At 64.8% G+C, this 14,869-nt stretch carries 11 protein-coding genes; all 11 read right to left on the reverse strand.

The annotated features are described in order from the left end of the window. Positions 1-194: 194 nt before the first annotated feature. The gene (locus D6B98_RS05440; RefSeq protein WP_126255921.1) at positions 195-491 is read right to left on the reverse strand and encodes a HypC/HybG/HupF family hydrogenase formation chaperone; all 297 of its coding nucleotides are present in this window, start codon (positions 489-491) and stop codon (positions 195-197) included. A gap of 27 nt (positions 492-518) precedes the next feature. Next, positions 519-1,097, reverse strand: a complete 579-nt coding sequence (locus D6B98_RS05445; RefSeq protein WP_126255922.1) for a HyaD/HybD family hydrogenase maturation endopeptidase — start codon at positions 1,095-1,097, stop codon at positions 519-521. Positions 1,098-1,114: 17 nt separating this feature from the next. Continuing rightward, positions 1,115-1,858 (reverse strand): Ni/Fe-hydrogenase, b-type cytochrome subunit, encoded by a 744-nt coding sequence (gene cybH / locus D6B98_RS05450; RefSeq protein ID WP_126255923.1) that lies wholly within the window; start codon positions 1,856-1,858, stop codon positions 1,115-1,117. 9 nt (positions 1,859-1,867) lie between these two features. Next, a complete protein-coding gene (locus tag D6B98_RS05455; RefSeq protein WP_126255924.1) occupies positions 1,868-3,658 on the reverse strand; it encodes a nickel-dependent hydrogenase large subunit in 1,791 nt (596 codons plus the stop codon). 29 nt (positions 3,659-3,687) lie between these two features. Then, positions 3,688-4,779, reverse strand: coding sequence for a hydrogenase small subunit (locus D6B98_RS05460; protein ID WP_126255925.1), 1,092 nt, complete (start codon positions 4,777-4,779; stop codon positions 3,688-3,690). A gap of 197 nt (positions 4,780-4,976) precedes the next feature. After that, positions 4,977-6,416, reverse strand: a complete 1,440-nt coding sequence (locus tag D6B98_RS05465) for a nickel-dependent hydrogenase large subunit (protein ID WP_126255926.1) — start codon at positions 6,414-6,416, stop codon at positions 4,977-4,979. Continuing rightward, positions 6,413-7,429 carry an NADH-quinone oxidoreductase subunit B family protein gene (locus D6B98_RS05470; RefSeq protein ID WP_126255927.1) on the reverse strand — a complete coding sequence of 339 codons (1,017 nt, stop codon included), beginning with the start codon at positions 7,427-7,429 and terminating at the stop codon, positions 6,413-6,415. The genes D6B98_RS05465 and D6B98_RS05470 overlap by 4 nt, the downstream gene beginning before the upstream one ends. A 66-nt stretch (positions 7,430-7,495) precedes the next feature. Then, entirely contained in the window at positions 7,496-8,815 is a 1,320-nt protein-coding gene (locus D6B98_RS05475; protein WP_126255928.1) for a DUF3422 domain-containing protein, read from the reverse strand. A 108-nt stretch (positions 8,816-8,923) separates the two neighbouring features. After that, entirely contained in the window at positions 8,924-11,233 is a 2,310-nt protein-coding gene (locus D6B98_RS05480; protein WP_126255929.1) for a TonB-dependent receptor, read from the reverse strand. Continuing rightward, the gene (locus D6B98_RS05485) at positions 11,214-12,293 is read right to left on the reverse strand and encodes a HoxN/HupN/NixA family nickel/cobalt transporter (RefSeq protein WP_126255930.1); all 1,080 of its coding nucleotides are present in this window, start codon (positions 12,291-12,293) and stop codon (positions 11,214-11,216) included. Before D6B98_RS05485 ends, D6B98_RS05480 begins: the two co-directional genes overlap by 20 nt. A 276-nt stretch (positions 12,294-12,569) precedes the next feature. Continuing rightward, positions 12,570-14,861: a TonB-dependent receptor gene (locus tag D6B98_RS05490; RefSeq protein WP_205680458.1), complete on the reverse strand. Its 2,292-nt coding sequence runs from the start codon at positions 14,859-14,861 to the stop codon at positions 12,570-12,572. Positions 14,862-14,869 lie beyond the last annotated feature (8 nt).

Here is a 14,869-nt window from a genome sequence, read left to right on the forward strand (position 1 = left end):
TCTTGAGAGCTATCTCATTGATTTAGATCATTGATTTTCAAACGTTCGGAACAACGCATCCAGCAACGATAAGATACCTTCCAATCTTGATGGAATCTGTCTTTGCAGATGGAAAGACCACTTCCAGCCAGTGCCTCGGCCCGGCGGGGCCGATCCGGCGGCGGGCGCGGCGGTCACAGTTGCAGGAGGTTCGCTTATTCCGACCGGAGATGAGCGGGCAGCTGCGGCTCGCGGTCGATCAAATCGGCGAAGAAGCGGTCGCAATCCTCGCCATCGAGCGCGGCGCCAAGCCCGTCGATCGCAGCCCCGATCAGGCGCGCCTCTTCCTCATCCAGAAGCCGGATCGCGGTATCGATATAGACGAGCACATGTGCGCCGACTGGCGGATTGGAGAGCAGCAGCATGGAGACGCGCCGCTGCCCGCCACGAAATTCGCACAGCGCCGACGTTCCGTCAGTCTCGACGATCGTCATCGGCAGGCCGAGGCACATCGCGCTTGCTCCAAAAAGGCCAGCCGGTCAGGCCGGCCGCATCTCGTAATTGGCGTGGTCGATGTCGTTGGCGAGCAACCGCTCGGTGTCCGCCAACGGCACGCCGCGGCGGCTCGCCGTGACGCCCCACTCGGCCAATATCCGGCAGGCGAGATCTATCGCGGGCGCGATCTGGTCGCGCACCGGTGGCGTCAGCGGCCCGCCCCAGTCTTCGAGATCGAGCGGCTGGCAGCCGATCAGCACGAGATGCTTCGGGCATCTGCCGAGCAGGTCGGCTGCACTGATCACTTCCTGGAAACCGGTCTGATGCAGGCTCATTTTCTTGGCGCCGGTGAAACGCGGCACCTCGTCGTCGCGCACCAGCTTCAATTCGCCGGGCGCGAGGCCATAATCGATGGCGTCGAACACGATCAGGCGGTCGGCCTCTTCCAGATAGTTCACGAGGTAGAGACCCTGGGTACCGCCGTCGAGGATGGTGACGTTGTCGGGCACAGCGTAGCGACGGTGAAACTCCTCCACCGTGCGCACGCCGAAGCCTTCGTCGGCCCACAGGATGTTGCCGATGCCGAGCACCAGGATGCGGTCGCGTTGCGAAGATGTCGGCATCGGTCAGGTTCCCGTTTTCAATCGCGGAATTGCCGCTCGCCGGAGACCATCGAGGAGATGATGCTCTGGCGCGACATGATGTCCTCGCGGATCGCCGCGTAGATGTGCACCATCACGAACACGACCAGCGCCCACATGCCCAGATGGTGCCAGGTGTGAACGTCCTGGCTGTTCGGCCAGATCGCGAACACCCAGCCGAACAGCTTGTGCTGCCAGCTGTCGATCCCCGCGCCTTCCGAATAGAGCGCAAAGCCGGTGATGATCATGAAGGCCACGAACAGCGTGAACCCCGTGAACATCGCGGTTTGCGCCAACGGATTGTGGCCGACATACATCTTCGGCTCCCGCTCAAGAAACGCGTACCAGCGGATCTCATGCAGCACTTCCTTCCAGAACTGCTTGCGATGAACCGGAATGTAGAAGATCTGCCGGGAGTGGTGATTGCCGACGAAGGCCCACAGGATACGCGTGAGGAAGAAGACCGCGAGCACTTGTCCGGCGGCGAAATGGGCGAAGCGGATGTAGCCCATCACGAAGTTGTCGGACGCCTCGCCTGCGACCGTCGGCAGCGGCGCTCCAATCAAGTAGCCGGTCACCATCAGCACGAGAATCGAGAACGCGTTCACCCAGTGGCAGATCCGCACCGGCGCTTCGTAGACATAGACGGTGGGTCGACCCACCGCCCGTTCTCCGGAAGCATCGGCTGCGAGCGCCGCGAGGTCCGGCCTTGTGTCCGAGCCGGGAGCAATGGCGTCCATCATGGCTTCCTCCTACCTGACCTTGACCTTGGCGAGCTCTTGGCCGTCCGGGCTCATGACGTGAGTCGAGCAGGCAAGGCACGGATCGAAGGAGTGGATCGTGCGCAGGATCTCCAGGGGCTGCTCCGGATTGACCATCGGCGTGTTCATCAACGACGCCTCGAAGGCTCCGATATTGCCCTTGGGATCGCGCGGCGAGCCGTTCCAGGTGGTCGGCACCACGCACTGGTAATTGTCGATCTTGGTGTCCTTGATCTTGATCCAGTGCGCGAGCGCGCCGCGCGGCGCCTCGGTGAAACCGACGCCCTTGGCCTCCTTGGGCCAGCTCTCCGGCTTCCATTTGTCGACATTGGCGGTCGAAGAGTCGCCGGCCTTGATGTTGGCGACGAGCTTGTCCTGGAAGTAGCGCATCTGGCGACCGGCCCAGACCGATTCGAGCGCGCGGGCCGCGGTGCGGCCGAGCGTCGAGAACAGCGCCGACGTCGGCAGGTTCAGATCCTTCAGGAACTTGTCGACGGGATCCTTGAACTCGGCCTTGTTCTGCGCGTAACCGACGATCCAACGCGCCAGGGGACCGACCTCCATGGCGTGCCCCTTCCAGCGCGGCGCCTTGATCCACGAATATTTGCCGGCCTCGTCGAGCTGCTCGATCGCGGTCTTGGTGCCCTTGGCATTGGCGCCCAGCACGTAGTTCGGCTCGGTGACGCCGTCCCAGGGATGCAGGCCCTTGGTCTCATCGGGATATTTGTACCAGGAGTGCACCACGAACTCCTGGATCTCGTCCGGATTGGCGAGATCGACCGGAAACACCTCCGACAGATTGCCGTTGATGATGGCGCCGCGCGGCAGCTTCAGGCTCTTGGCGGAATAGTCGTTGGCATGCTCGGGCACGTCGCCATAGCTGAGCACGCTCTTGCCCGAAAGGCCGCCGCCGTACAGCCAGTCCTTGTAGAACGAGCCGATCGCCGCCACGTCGGGAAGATAGACCATTTCGTTGAACTCGATCAGGCGATCGATGATCGAGGAGATCAGGTTCAACCGTTCCATGTTGATGGCGCCGACGGCGCCGGTGCCGTCGACGTTGATCGGACAGGGCACACCACCCACGAGCCAGTTCGGGTGCGGATTCTTGCCGCCGAAAACGGTGTGGATCTTGACGATCTCCTTCTGAAAATCGAGCGCCTCGAGGTAGTGCGCCACCGCCATCAGGTTGGCCTCGGGCGGCAGCCTGTAGGCCTTGCTTCCCCAGTAGCCGTTCTTGAACGGTCCCAATTGCCCGGACTCGACAAACTTCTTCAACCGGGTCTGCAGATCCTTGAAGTAGCCGGGCGAGGACAGCGGCCAGTTCGAAATGGACTGCGCCAACGTCGAGGTCGCGCGCGGGTCGGCCGAGAGCGCGGACACGACATCGACCCAGTCCAGCGCGTGAAGGTGATAGAAATGAACGATGTGGTCGTGCACCTGCAGGGCGAGCTGCATCAGGTTGCGGATCGAGTTGGCGTTCTCCGGAATGGCGATTCCGAGCGCATTCTCCACCGCGCGCACCGATGTCAGCGCGTGCGTGCCGGTGCAGACGCCGCAGATCCGCTCGGTGAACGCCCAGGCGTCGCGCGGGTCGCGGTTCTTCAGGATCACCTCGATGCCGCGCCACATCGTGCCGGTCGAGACCGCGTTGCGGATGACGTTGTCGGCGTCGACGTTGACCTCGACCCGCATGTGACCTTCGATACGGGTCACGGGGTCGACGACGATGCGCTTGCCGGAATTGTCGAGATTGAAGCCGTTGGGAGTCTGGATGCCCATAATTGCCCTACCCTGATCTATCTCTTTGCTCAGCTGTTGTGGTCGACGTCTTCGCGCTTCGACGCGAGCCGCTTCACCGCCGTCACTGCCGCATGCGCGGCCACCGCGGCACCGACTGCGCCGGCTGCCACCATGCCGATCTGATCGGCGTTCTTCTCGATGCCGAACTGCTTGATGGTGGTGAGACGGTCGTAGAACGAGCCCTTGTCCCAGAAGCCGTCCTCCGAGCAGCCGATGCAGCCGTGACCGGACTGGATCGGGAACGAGACGCCGCCGTTCCAGCGCACGGTCGAGCAGGCGTTGTAGGTGGTCGGGCCCTTGCAGCCCATCTTGTAGAGGCAGTAGCCCTTGCGCGCGGCCTCGTCGTCCCATTCCTCGACGAACTGGCCGGCATCGAAATGCGGGCGGCGGTAGCATTTGTCGTGAATGCGCTGCGAATAGAACATCTTCGGCCGGCCCTGGCGGTCGAGCTCGGGCAATTTGCCGAAGGTGGTGATGAAGGTGACGACGCCAGTCATGACCTCGGCGATCGGGGGGCATCCCGGCACCTTGATGATGGGCTTGTTGGTGATCACCTTGTCGATCGGCGTCGCTTGCGTGGGATTCGGCTTTGCCGCCTGCACGCAGCCCCAGGACGCGCAGGCGCCCCAGGCGATGATCGCCATCGCGTCCTCGGCCATCAACTTCAGCTTCTCGACGAACGGCTTGCCGCCGTCGATGCAGAACATGCCGCCTTCGTTCAGCGGCGGATTGCCTTCCACCGCAAGGATGTACTGGCCTTTGTGCTTGGCGCGGGTCTCATCGAGAATGGCTTCGGCCTGGTGGCCCGCCGCCGCCATGATGGTATCGTCGTAGTCGAGCGAGATCATCGACAGCACCGCATCCTTCACCAGCGGGTGGGCGGAGCGGATGAAGCTCTCCGAGCAGCAGGTGCATTCGAGCCCGTGCATCCAGATGACGGGTACGCGCGGCTTGGTTTCGAGCGCGTTCGCGATGCGGCTCGCCGCCAGCGGCCCGAGCCCGAGGCTCGTCGCCGTCAGGCTGCAGAACTTGTGAAAGCTCCGACGCGTGATGCCTTGCCGCCTGATCACGCTGTAAAACGTTTCCGTCGCCGTGCCCATGAATCCTCCCGCCGTCGGCTTTGACTTTTCGATGACGCCAAGGACAGCAAGAAGCAGGCCAACAGCCTGGAGCGATTCAAATGTAGAGAGATTCCAGAACGTTACGTATTTGAATCGCTGTGATGGAGGACGGGCGGGCACGACAAAATCAGAGAAGCGGAAACAATTCGATTTGCACTCGGCAACGAAGTTTCCGGTCAGTGCGCGGTGCACACCATGCAGGGATCGAACGAACGCACGATGTGCTGGATCGCAACCGCGCGCGCGCCGGCATCACCGACATCGGTGCCGACCAGCGCCTGCTCCAGCGGTCCGCCAACGTCGAAGGAATCGCGGGGTGAAAAATTCCAGGTCGTCGGTGCGATGATCTGGTAGCGTTCGATCCTGCCGTCTCGTACCGCCATCCAGTGCCCGAGACTGCCGCGCGCGGCCTCGACCAGTCCGACATAGCTGCCGTTGGGGATGTCGCGGGAATTGTGGCAGAACGGCTCCGACAGACGGAGCGCGCGCGTCCACTGCTCCATGGCGAGCGCGATGCGCGCGGTTTCGATCAGCCGCGCGATCACGCGGTTGCGTACATTGGTCCCGCTGACCGATACGAGATCCGCAATCAGCGCCTGCCCTGCCACGGTCTGGCGCGCGATGGCACCGACCTCGATCGGCTGACCGGAGAGCCGCGGGGCCTTGCACCAGCTATAGGCGGCCGGCTTGTCGGGATCCGGGACCGTGCTGCTATGGGCGGGATCGACGGAGGACTCCCGCATCCAGGCATGCGAGACGTCTTCCGTGATCTGCGTCAACGGCAGCGGCTCGATCGCGGCGCGCGGGCCGAACAGGCCGCGCGGAAACAGCTCGCCGTCGCTGCCGTGATAGGCGCCGTAGCTCATCATCAGGCCCGTACCTCTGCCGAGCGCGCTCAGCGCGAGGCTGTCCGCAAGCCGCAGGAAATGGGCAAAGTCGCCGCCACGGCCGTCTCGCCAGCGATCGAGCTCGTCGGCGCTGGCGATCGCCAGCACGTTCTCCAGCGAATCCGCAAAGACGATACGCTCGAGGAAGCTCCGGAACGCCGTCGTGATCGACAGCAGCCGGACACGCTCGCCGAGATCGATCGCACGTGTCGTACCACCGGGCTGGAATGCGAGGCTGTGCGGCCATTTCCCGGCGATGATGCCCATGGTCTCGAGCAGCCGCGCCCGCGCCGGCAGGGCGTCGCGGGCCGCGCTGCCGCGGGTCGCGGCAAAGCGCTCGCGCGTGGCCTCGTGCCAGTCATGGCCGGCATAGGCCTCGCGGGCAAAATCCGGCATGAAGAAGATGTAGAAATGGGTCAGGTGGTCGGCCGCGTTCTCCGCGGCATGCGCGATGTTGGTGGCGAGCAGTCCATTGGGCGCAGCCTCGATGGCCATGGCCTCGCGCAGGGCCGCGGCTGCGGCAACCGATTGCGACACCGAGCAGATGCCGCAGATCCGCGGCGCCAGCGCCAGCGCGTCGAGCGGGGGGCGGCCCTCCAAGATCTGCTCGAACCCGCGGTAGAGCGGCGCCGTCACTTCGGCCCGCATGACGCGGCCGCTCTCGACGTCGAGACGGACTTCGAGATCGCCCTCGACGCGGTTGAACGGCCCGATCGTGATCCGGGTCATGGCTTGGTCTTGGTCGTCGCGCGGCCCGGCGGCACGACGACATGATCGGCTGTTGCGTTGAGCCGCACGCGCCGCGGCGTCGCGGATTTCGACAGCGCGGCGAGCGCAACGAACCAGGCCTTCGGCATGTCGGTCGGCAAGCCGACCGGAATGCCTGCAAGCTTCGCGGTCGCCAGGAAGTTCTGAGCCCCCTCGAATCCCGGCGACGTGCAGGCGATGCAGGCATAACCGCCCTTGGTGCAGGAGCCGCCGCCGTTCCAGGAGCGCTGGTTGCAGTCGCCCACCGCTTGCGTCGCCTTGCAGCCGAGATGCTCCATCAGGCAGCCGCGCTCCGACATGGTCTCGGCACTTGCCTTGAACTCGTAGAACTCGTTGCGAGAGCAGCCATGATGGGCCAGATGATTGGCGACGAATTTCGGCCGCCCGTATCCGTCAAGATCGCTCGCTGCGATATCCCTGGCGGTCAGTGCTAATATGGTTTCCATCATCCAGCCCGGATGCGGCGCACAGCCCGCAACATTGATGACGGGAAGGCCGAGCCGCGAGCGGAACGCCGCCCCCAGCGCGCCGCCGCTATCAGTTCCCTCGAACTGCAGGCCGACGGCATCGGTCGGATTCGATCCTGCGGCCGGCACGCCGCCATAGGCCGCGCAACTTCCGACCGCGATCACATAGCCGGCGTGCGGCGCGAGATCCAACATCCAGCGGTAGATGGAACGGTTGGTGCCCGCGAGCATGTTGAAGCGGCCGGTGTCGTTCGGTCCACGGGCGACGGACCCTTCCAGCAGGAGAAGGTCGAGCCGCACCCTGCCTTCGAGCACGGACTGCAGGATGTCGACCGCCTCCTCGCCGGTCTCCTCGCTGACGGACGGATGCCACAGCAGATTGACGCCGAACTGCCGGAGCTCGTCGAACCAGCCCGAGGCGCCGCTTTCGAGGATCGACATGGTGCAGCCGCCGCAACTGGCGCCCTGCAGCCAGAGCACGTTGGTCATTGCATCGGATCGGCTCATCTGACGTCTCCTGCTCGCCCCAGCTTCAACCGCTCGTCGGCGAAGCGCAAGGGGCTCGTTTGCGCCTCAGTCGTGGGCGCCGGATATTTCGTCATGCTTCAAGTGCCGCCTGCGGATATTGCGGGTGACGATCCAGATCACCGCCACGGCAATCGGCACGAAGATCGCGGTTGCCAGCGAAGGCTCGACATGCAGGCCGCCGTCATGGGCGCCCTTGGCGAGATAGCCGAACAGGCTGACGACGTAGTAGCCGATGGCCGCCACCGACAAGCCTTCGACCGTGCTCTGCAGCCTCAATTGCAACCGGGTGCGGTCGTCCATCGAGCGCAGCAGATCGCGGTTCTGCTCCTCGAGCTCGACGTCGACGCGTGTCCGCAACAGGTCCGCCGCGCGCGCGAGCTTGATCGACAGGTCGGCCTGCCGGTCCTCCATCGTCGCACAGGTGCGCATGGCGGGTGCCATGCGGCGGGCGAGGAAGGAGGACCAGGTCGGATAGCCCGCGATCTCGCCGCCTTCGATCACGGCGAGGCGAGCCTGCACGATCTCGTTGTAGGCCCGGCTGGCGCCGAACCGAAACAGGCTGCCGGCCGCGCCCTTCTCGAGCGAAGCCGCCAATGCGGTCAGTTCCGTCAAGAGATGATTGTTGAGCTTGAGGTCTTCGGCACGCTGCATCTCCTCGAGCACTTCGACGAGGCGCCGGCCGATATGATCGACGGAGGGCGCAAGCTCGAGCGCAGCGGGCAGACCGAGCAGCGCCAGCGTGCGATAGGTCTCGATCTCCAGCGCGCGCTGCACGAGGGCGCCGAGCCGACCCGGCGACAAGCCGTCGTTGCAGACGAGGATACGGACGAAGCCCTGATCGTCGGTGCGAAAGTCGGATGCGACGACCGCAGGTCCGCTGCGGACCGCGGCGATGGCGAGGCTGCCTCTTTCGAACAGCTGCTGCGCACGCTCCAGGGCCGCCGAGGTCTGCTCGACCTCGAGCTTGACCGCCACCAGCAATTGCCCGGACTGCCGCAGCGACCGGATCAGCGCGGCGGGCTCTTCTCCGATCTCGCCGAACCGGCGAGCGGGCGCCTCGGAGCCGCCCAGGATCCAGGTGAAGGTGCTGAACTCCGAATGCTGCTCCCAGCGGAGCTGGGTGGCATCGATCGTCACCTGGTGATGCTTGGTCCCTGCGTCCGGCGGCGCCTGCCCGTGCGAGATGCAGAATGCCACGAACGCCTGCCGGTCCGCCGCCGCGACTTCGCCCTGGCCGAGAAAGGCAAAGCGGAGCACAGTGACCGGCGCCGTCAGCCGGGTGAAAGGGCGAGCATGCACCTCGGCCAGCACCGCACCGCGTTGCGGATGCAATTCAAACTCGGCGAGATCGAGGTCACGGTTCATCGACGGTCCCCTGCTGCGCTTTCAGGCCGCGACGTGCCGCCAACCTGGCCGTTCACTACCACAACACACCCATGTTCCAGCAATCCCGGATGCGCGACCCGAGCAAACCTAGAACGCCCCGGCGATGGTAACCCGGAACGTCAACGGCTCCACGGGATGCAGCACATAGTCCATCACGCCGTTCTGACAGACTGAAGTCGGCGCGGTGCCTGATGTGCAGAGGTTGTAGAGCGTATCGGTCTTGAGCAGCGAGCCATAGGCATAGGTGATCTGGTTCGCCTTCGTGTTGAAAAGATTGAGCACGTCAAGCTGGAGGCGCCAGCCGTTGTCAATGCGATAGCCGAGACGGCCGTTGAAGATGCTGGTCGCCGAGGAGCGGAACGCGTTGTCCTCCGTCAGCGGGCTCGACGCCAGATAGCGCCAGCGCAAGGTTCCGAACCAGCCGGTCTTCTCGCCCAGCGTGACGCCGGCTGACGCCACCATCGCCGGCGCGTTCGGAATGTAATTGCCGGGTGCGTTGCCGAGCTGCGCCTCGGGATAGCCGGCGAGCGAGGCATAGACCTCGGCCTGCTCGCTGTCGTAGCCGCGGAAGCGCGCATGGGTCATGGCGAGATCGGCATCGATGTCGATCCACGATCTCGGCCGATAATGGTTGGTCCATTCAAAGCCGTAGCGGCGGCTGGCGCGCGTCGCCGACGTGTCGCCGGCATCGCCTGCGAACAGGATCTCGGAATCCTGATCCAGGATGAAGACGCTGAGCGAGGTGTCCAGGCCGGGAACGACCCTGCTGCGCACGCCGACCTCCGCGCCCTTGGTCCGCACCAGGAGCGGCGATGGCGTGAGCTTGGTCGCGGGATCGCTGGGGTCCTCGGTCGTGGTCGCGCCGCGGGCGTCGTTGGAGTGCATGCCGTAGCCGGCGCCGAAGAAGAACTCGGTTTGGCTGAACGGACCGAGCACCATCCTGAATTTCGGGCTGCCGAGCGCGGAGTCGGCGCGGCCGGAATTGTTGGCATTGAACCGCGACGTGACGTCGGCGGCATAATAGTCGCCGCGCCAGCCCACGGTCGTTCTGAGCCAGTCGGTCCAGCGCACCGTGTTCTCGGCATAGAGGCCGACGCTGCCCTCGCCGGCCTTGTCGCTGCGGACGTTGGAGAGGAAACCCCGCCGGAAGGTGTTGGTGAGCGCGAGGTCGATCGCATCATAGCGCGATTGCAGGCCGATAATGGTCTGCATCGGCAGGCCGGCAAACGAACCGTTCAGCGTGCGCGAGACATTGGCGCCGGCCATCAGGCGATCGTCGTGCTGGTGAAACTGGTCGCCGAGCACGGGATCGCTGAGGAAGTAGGTGAAGTTGTTGAAGAGATCGAGCTGGCTCTTCACCACATAGGCGTTGGCTCGCCACGAGCCGAGCTCGTCGGTTTGCGCAATGCGGCCCGACAATGCAAAACGGTTGGCGTTGCCGCCGTCGCTGGGGTCTTCCGAACCGAACCGGTCGAGCAAGCCAGCTCTGATCGCGCGCTGCGGCACCTGATCGGTCGAATTCCATGCGTTCGTGTAGGCCATGCCGGTGACGGACACGCCGTCGGTCGCGGTGCCCTGGCTGTAGCGCACGAGACCGTTGAGCTTTCGCACATTGTCCGGATTGTCCCACGGACCGTCGTAGGTGCCGATCTCGCCGGCCACGAGCAGCGCGCCGTCGCCGACCTCGGCGGAGTCCATGCCGAGCAGGCGACGGTAGCCGAAGCTACCGGCGGTGACCTGCGCCAGTCCCTTGGTGCGGTCGATCAGACCGATATGGACGCTGCCAACCGAGGCGAAATCGCCCTCGTCGGCGAAATAAGGACCCTTGCGCACATCCACCGCCGCGATGGTTTCCGGGATCAGCCAGTTGAGATCGGCATAGCCCTGGCCGTGCCCATGGGTGCGCATGTTGACGGGGACGCCGTCAACGCTGATGGCGAGGTCGGTCCCATGGTCGAGATTGTAGCCGCGCAGGAAATACTGGTTGGCTTTGCCCTCACCGGAATGCTGCGTCACGATGAGACCCGGCACCGCTTCAAGCGCTTCCCCCGGCCGCGTGAAAGGGCGGGCGTTGAGCTCTTCGCCCGGGATGGTGATCTCGCTGGCCATGCTGGGCTGGCTCTTTGCACCCGAGGCAGCGCTGCGGACATCCGAGCCCTGCACTGCCGCTGGATACACAAGGATGCGGTGGCCGGCCGCGGGCGGCTTGCCGGTGCGGCGCGATGCAACCGGCTTCTTTCGCGCCGGCGTTTCGCTGCCACCAATCTCGATGGGCGGCAGCTCGCGTGAGGCTGGACTGCTCTGCGCCAGGGCGCGGCCGTCGTCGGCGAGCAGCACCAGGGCCGAGAGTACCGTCAGCGCGCCGCCGCGACCCGGCTCACGCCGCTTCGGTCGCATCGGCGCATTCCAGAGCTTTCGTTGCGCCCTGCGGCCGGCCGCTCTCGAAGATGCGACGATAGAGCACGACCGAGACGAGCCAGGCGATCGCAAACAACGCGATCACGGCGAAGCCGACATTGGCGAGCGACTCGTTGAGGCCGTCGACCAGCGTCCACATAGTCCCCGACAGGCCGAGCCGGTCGGCGGCCAGGCCGAGCGCCTCGATGCCGCCGATGAGCAGCGCGACCGCCACGGAGGCGCCGGTGATCGTGAGGTTGTACCAGAGCTTCCGCAGGGGATCGACGAACGCCCATCGATAGGCGCTCACCATCAGCGCGGAGTCGGCAGTGTCGACCAGCGCCATGCCGGCCGCGAACAGCGCAGGGAAAACCAGGATGTCCGCGACCGAAGCGCCGCGCGCGGCTTCGGTCGCGGAGATGCTGAGCAGGCCGATCTCGGTCGCCGTGTCGAAGCCGAGGCCGAACAGGAATCCGAGCGGATACATGTGCCAGGGTCTTGTGACCAGGCGGAACAGCGGCCCGAGCAGCCGCGTGAGGACGCCGCGATTGGCGAGCAGCCTCTCGAGCCCTTCGGCGTCGTGAACACCCTGCTCCCGTGCAGCGCGAAACGTCCGCCACAGGCCGGCGAAGATGACAAGATTGATGGCCGCGATCACGAGCAGGAACAGCGCCGACACCGATGTGCCGATCAGGCCGCCGATCTCCCTGAGCAGGCTGTCGCCGCCAAGGCTCACCACGCCGAGCGCAAGCAATATGGTGGCGACCACGACAATTGTCGAATGGCCGAGCGCAAAATAGAGGCCCGCGCTCTGCGGCGCGCCACCTGTCTGCATCAGCTTGCGCACGACATTGTCGATGGCGGCGATGTGATCGGCATCGACGGCGTGGCGCAGACCGAACACCCAGGCCAGCAGCGCAGTCGCCAGCACCGTCGGCCGATCGCCGAACAGGGCGAAGGCCCAGGCCCATGCCGCGATGTTGGCGGCGACGAGCCCGCCGAACAGCACCAGCGTGCCGGATTCGATCGCCCGCAAAGTCCGCCTCACCGCTTGCTCCATCCGCCCCATCCCGCAGTATGACGTTTATCAAGAACCCTCATACTGGCAAGAGCAAGAGCCGCGCCAATTTCGCCCCACAGGTCGAAAGGCACCCGGAAAGGAAAGCCACCTCATTGATTCAACAGAGAGTTTCGATCCGGCGCGATGCCACGCCGGCGTGGGATGAGGTGCTCGGATTGGCAAGCAAGTATCCACTTTGCCGACCAGGTTGACCGGTCTGCGGACGCGCTGCCAACGACTCCCACGGCCGCGTCTTCACGAGCGGCCGGAGGCGCTTCACATGTCCACGGTCATCGACAGCAGATATGTGCGTGGCGCTCCCAGGAAGAACGTTCCGAACGAGGCCACGCTGGACCAATAACTCTCACCGGTCACGTTCTGGATGTTTGCGCGGAAGACCGTCTTCCTGCCGTTGATCGCGGTGGTGTAGCGGGCGCCGAGATCGAGCCGCGTCCAATCCGGGATCGGCTGCTTGTTCGCGGTGTCGACGAACTGCCTGCCGGTGTAGATGACGGCCCCGTTCAACGTGAGCTCTCTCATCCACGGCAGGTCCCACTCCACGCCGATATTGGCCTGAATGTTCGGAACGCCGATCGGCGTGTGACCCACATTCGCCGCGACGGCAGTTTTCGTCAGCGTGCCGTCCAGCAGCGAAACGCCTCCGAGGACGCGAACATCCGGCATGAGCTCGCCGTAGACGTTGAACTCGAGCCCACGGACTTGCTGTTCGGCGGTCGCCGCGAAGCGCCCGGCGGACAGCTCGCCGCTCGCTTTCGATATCTCGAAGGCGCTGAAGGTGGTTGCGATCCGGCCGAAATCCACCTTGATGCCGGCCTCGTACTGCTTGGCGACGTAAGGCGGGAGAATTTCGCCGGGATTGGAAACGCCCGGCTGCTGCGGCGCCACGTCGCCTCGTGCGAGGCCTTCGACGTAGTTCGCGTACAGGGAGATGTTCTCCACGGGTCGGACGACGAGGCCGACCACCGGGGTGACCGCGCTCCTGTCATAGGACGACGTCAGCGTTCCGACGTTGGAGAGGTAGTTGTGCGCCTCGATGCCCTGGCGCCGGACGCCCAGGGTCAGCAGCACACGCTCGTCGAGCACCGACAAGGTGTCGGCAATGGAGAGCCCCGTGAGCTCGCTGTCCGAGAGCCGCGGGCGATCGCTGATCTCGTTGGCGAACTGGATCGGCGCGACGGTCGGATTGTAGATGTTCGACGTGACCGGGCTGCCGTTGGTCAGCCGCCGGTGCAGCGCGTCATGGTAAACCGAAGCCTGGAAGGCCACGGCGTGATGAACGAAGCCGGTGTCGAAGCGGGCGCGAACACCGCCATCATAGGTGCTTCGATCGATGCCAAGTCCGAAGAATTGGGGCGTCGAGGTCGTGTTGCCGTTGCTGTTGACGATCGTCGGAAGGCCGAAGAACCGCTCGACGTTGGTCCGGGACCCGCCGACATCCGCAAACAGCGTGACCTGGTCGCTGACATCGTACTCGGTCCGCAGCAAGGCGGATTGGTCGGTGATGCGCGACCATTCCCAGGGCTGGGTCACGTTCAGCCGGCCGTCCGGCGCCTTCGGCACCTGCAGGCCGGGAGCCATCAGAAAGGGACGTGACGGCGCGTCGAACCGGTCGGCCTGCGCGATCAGGTAGAGCCAGGACCTGAAGCGTTCGCCCCGATAGTCGAGAGCCAACGATCCGACACCTGTCGTCTCGGATTGGCGATCGATGGGCGTGTCGCCGTCGCGGACGCTCCCGCTGGCGCGCACGCCCCATTGCTTGCTGTCGCCGTAGCGCCGCGCAACATCCCAGTGCCCGCCGAAACGTGCAGTCGAGCCGTAGCTTGCGGTCAGGCGGGTCAGGTCCTCTTCCGCGCGTTTGGGCACGACATTGATGACCCCGCCAACGCCGCCATTGGGGGCCATCCCGGAGAGCGCGGCTGAGGGACCTTTGAGCACCTCGATGCGCTCGACGTAGTCTGTGAAGATGCGATATGTCGGCGCGATTCCGTAAAGACCCTCGAAGGCGAATTCACCGTTGTTGCCTTCGTTGATCGGAAATCCACGAATGTTGAAGGAGTCCACCACGCCGCCCGTCGGGTGCGAGCGTCGGACCGACGGATCGAGAATCAAGGCGTCCGCGCCCGTCGCCGCCTGCTGATCCCGAATGAACTTGTCCGTGTAGCTCGTCACGTTGAACGGCGACTTCATCGTGCCGGTATTTCCGAGCAGTCCGAGGCGCGCGCCTTGAGCGACCTGACCGCCGGCATATTCGGGGACGACACTCGGTTGCGATTGCACAGCGACGGCTGGGGCCTGCGGCGCGCGCCGCGGCGTCGATCGGACCCGGGCGTCGTTTCGCCTTGTTGGCGCACGGCGCGCCGATTGTTGCGCCGGCGCATCGACGGTCACGGGTGGAAGCGAGGTACCGCCTTGCGGCGTTTGGGATCGAGCAGGCGATTCGAACCACGCGAGCAACGCCACACCACCCAGCAGCGCCGCAGCAAAGCGAGCTACCGTACCGACCCCACCCGTACGTCGCATTTCAAGAAAGTCCTTTATCAATAGCATGTGGTTCG

Source organism: Bradyrhizobium sp. LVM 105 (assembly GCF_003957705.1).
Lineage (GTDB): Bacteria > Pseudomonadota > Alphaproteobacteria > Rhizobiales > Xanthobacteraceae > Bradyrhizobium > Bradyrhizobium frederickii.

Excerpts from the sequence above, each read along its gene's own strand:
- D6B98_RS05490 (WP_205680458.1), bottom strand. The coding sequence starts at position 14,861 with ATGCTATTGATAAAGGACTTTCTTGAAATGCGACGTACGGGTGGGGTC.
- cybH (WP_126255923.1), bottom strand. The coding sequence starts at position 1,858 with ATGATGGACGCCATTGCTCCCGGCTCGGACACAAGGCCGGACCTCGCG.
- D6B98_RS05440 (WP_126255921.1), bottom strand. The coding sequence starts at position 491 with ATGTGCCTCGGCCTGCCGATGACGATCGTCGAGACTGACGGAACGTCG.
- D6B98_RS05460 (WP_126255925.1), bottom strand. The coding sequence starts at position 4,779 with ATGGGCACGGCGACGGAAACGTTTTACAGCGTGATCAGGCGGCAAGGC.
- D6B98_RS05475 (WP_126255928.1), bottom strand. The coding sequence starts at position 8,815 with ATGAACCGTGACCTCGATCTCGCCGAGTTTGAATTGCATCCGCAACGC.
- D6B98_RS05470 (WP_126255927.1), bottom strand. The coding sequence starts at position 7,429 with ATGAGCCGATCCGATGCAATGACCAACGTGCTCTGGCTGCAGGGCGCC.
- D6B98_RS05455 (WP_126255924.1), bottom strand. The coding sequence starts at position 3,658 with ATGGGCATCCAGACTCCCAACGGCTTCAATCTCGACAATTCCGGCAAG.
- D6B98_RS05485 (WP_126255930.1), bottom strand. The coding sequence starts at position 12,293 with ATGGAGCAAGCGGTGAGGCGGACTTTGCGGGCGATCGAATCCGGCACG.
- D6B98_RS05480 (WP_126255929.1), bottom strand. The coding sequence starts at position 11,233 with ATGCGACCGAAGCGGCGTGAGCCGGGTCGCGGCGGCGCGCTGACGGTA.
- D6B98_RS05465 (WP_126255926.1), bottom strand. The coding sequence starts at position 6,416 with ATGACCCGGATCACGATCGGGCCGTTCAACCGCGTCGAGGGCGATCTC.
- D6B98_RS05445 (WP_126255922.1), bottom strand. The coding sequence starts at position 1,097 with ATGCCGACATCTTCGCAACGCGACCGCATCCTGGTGCTCGGCATCGGC.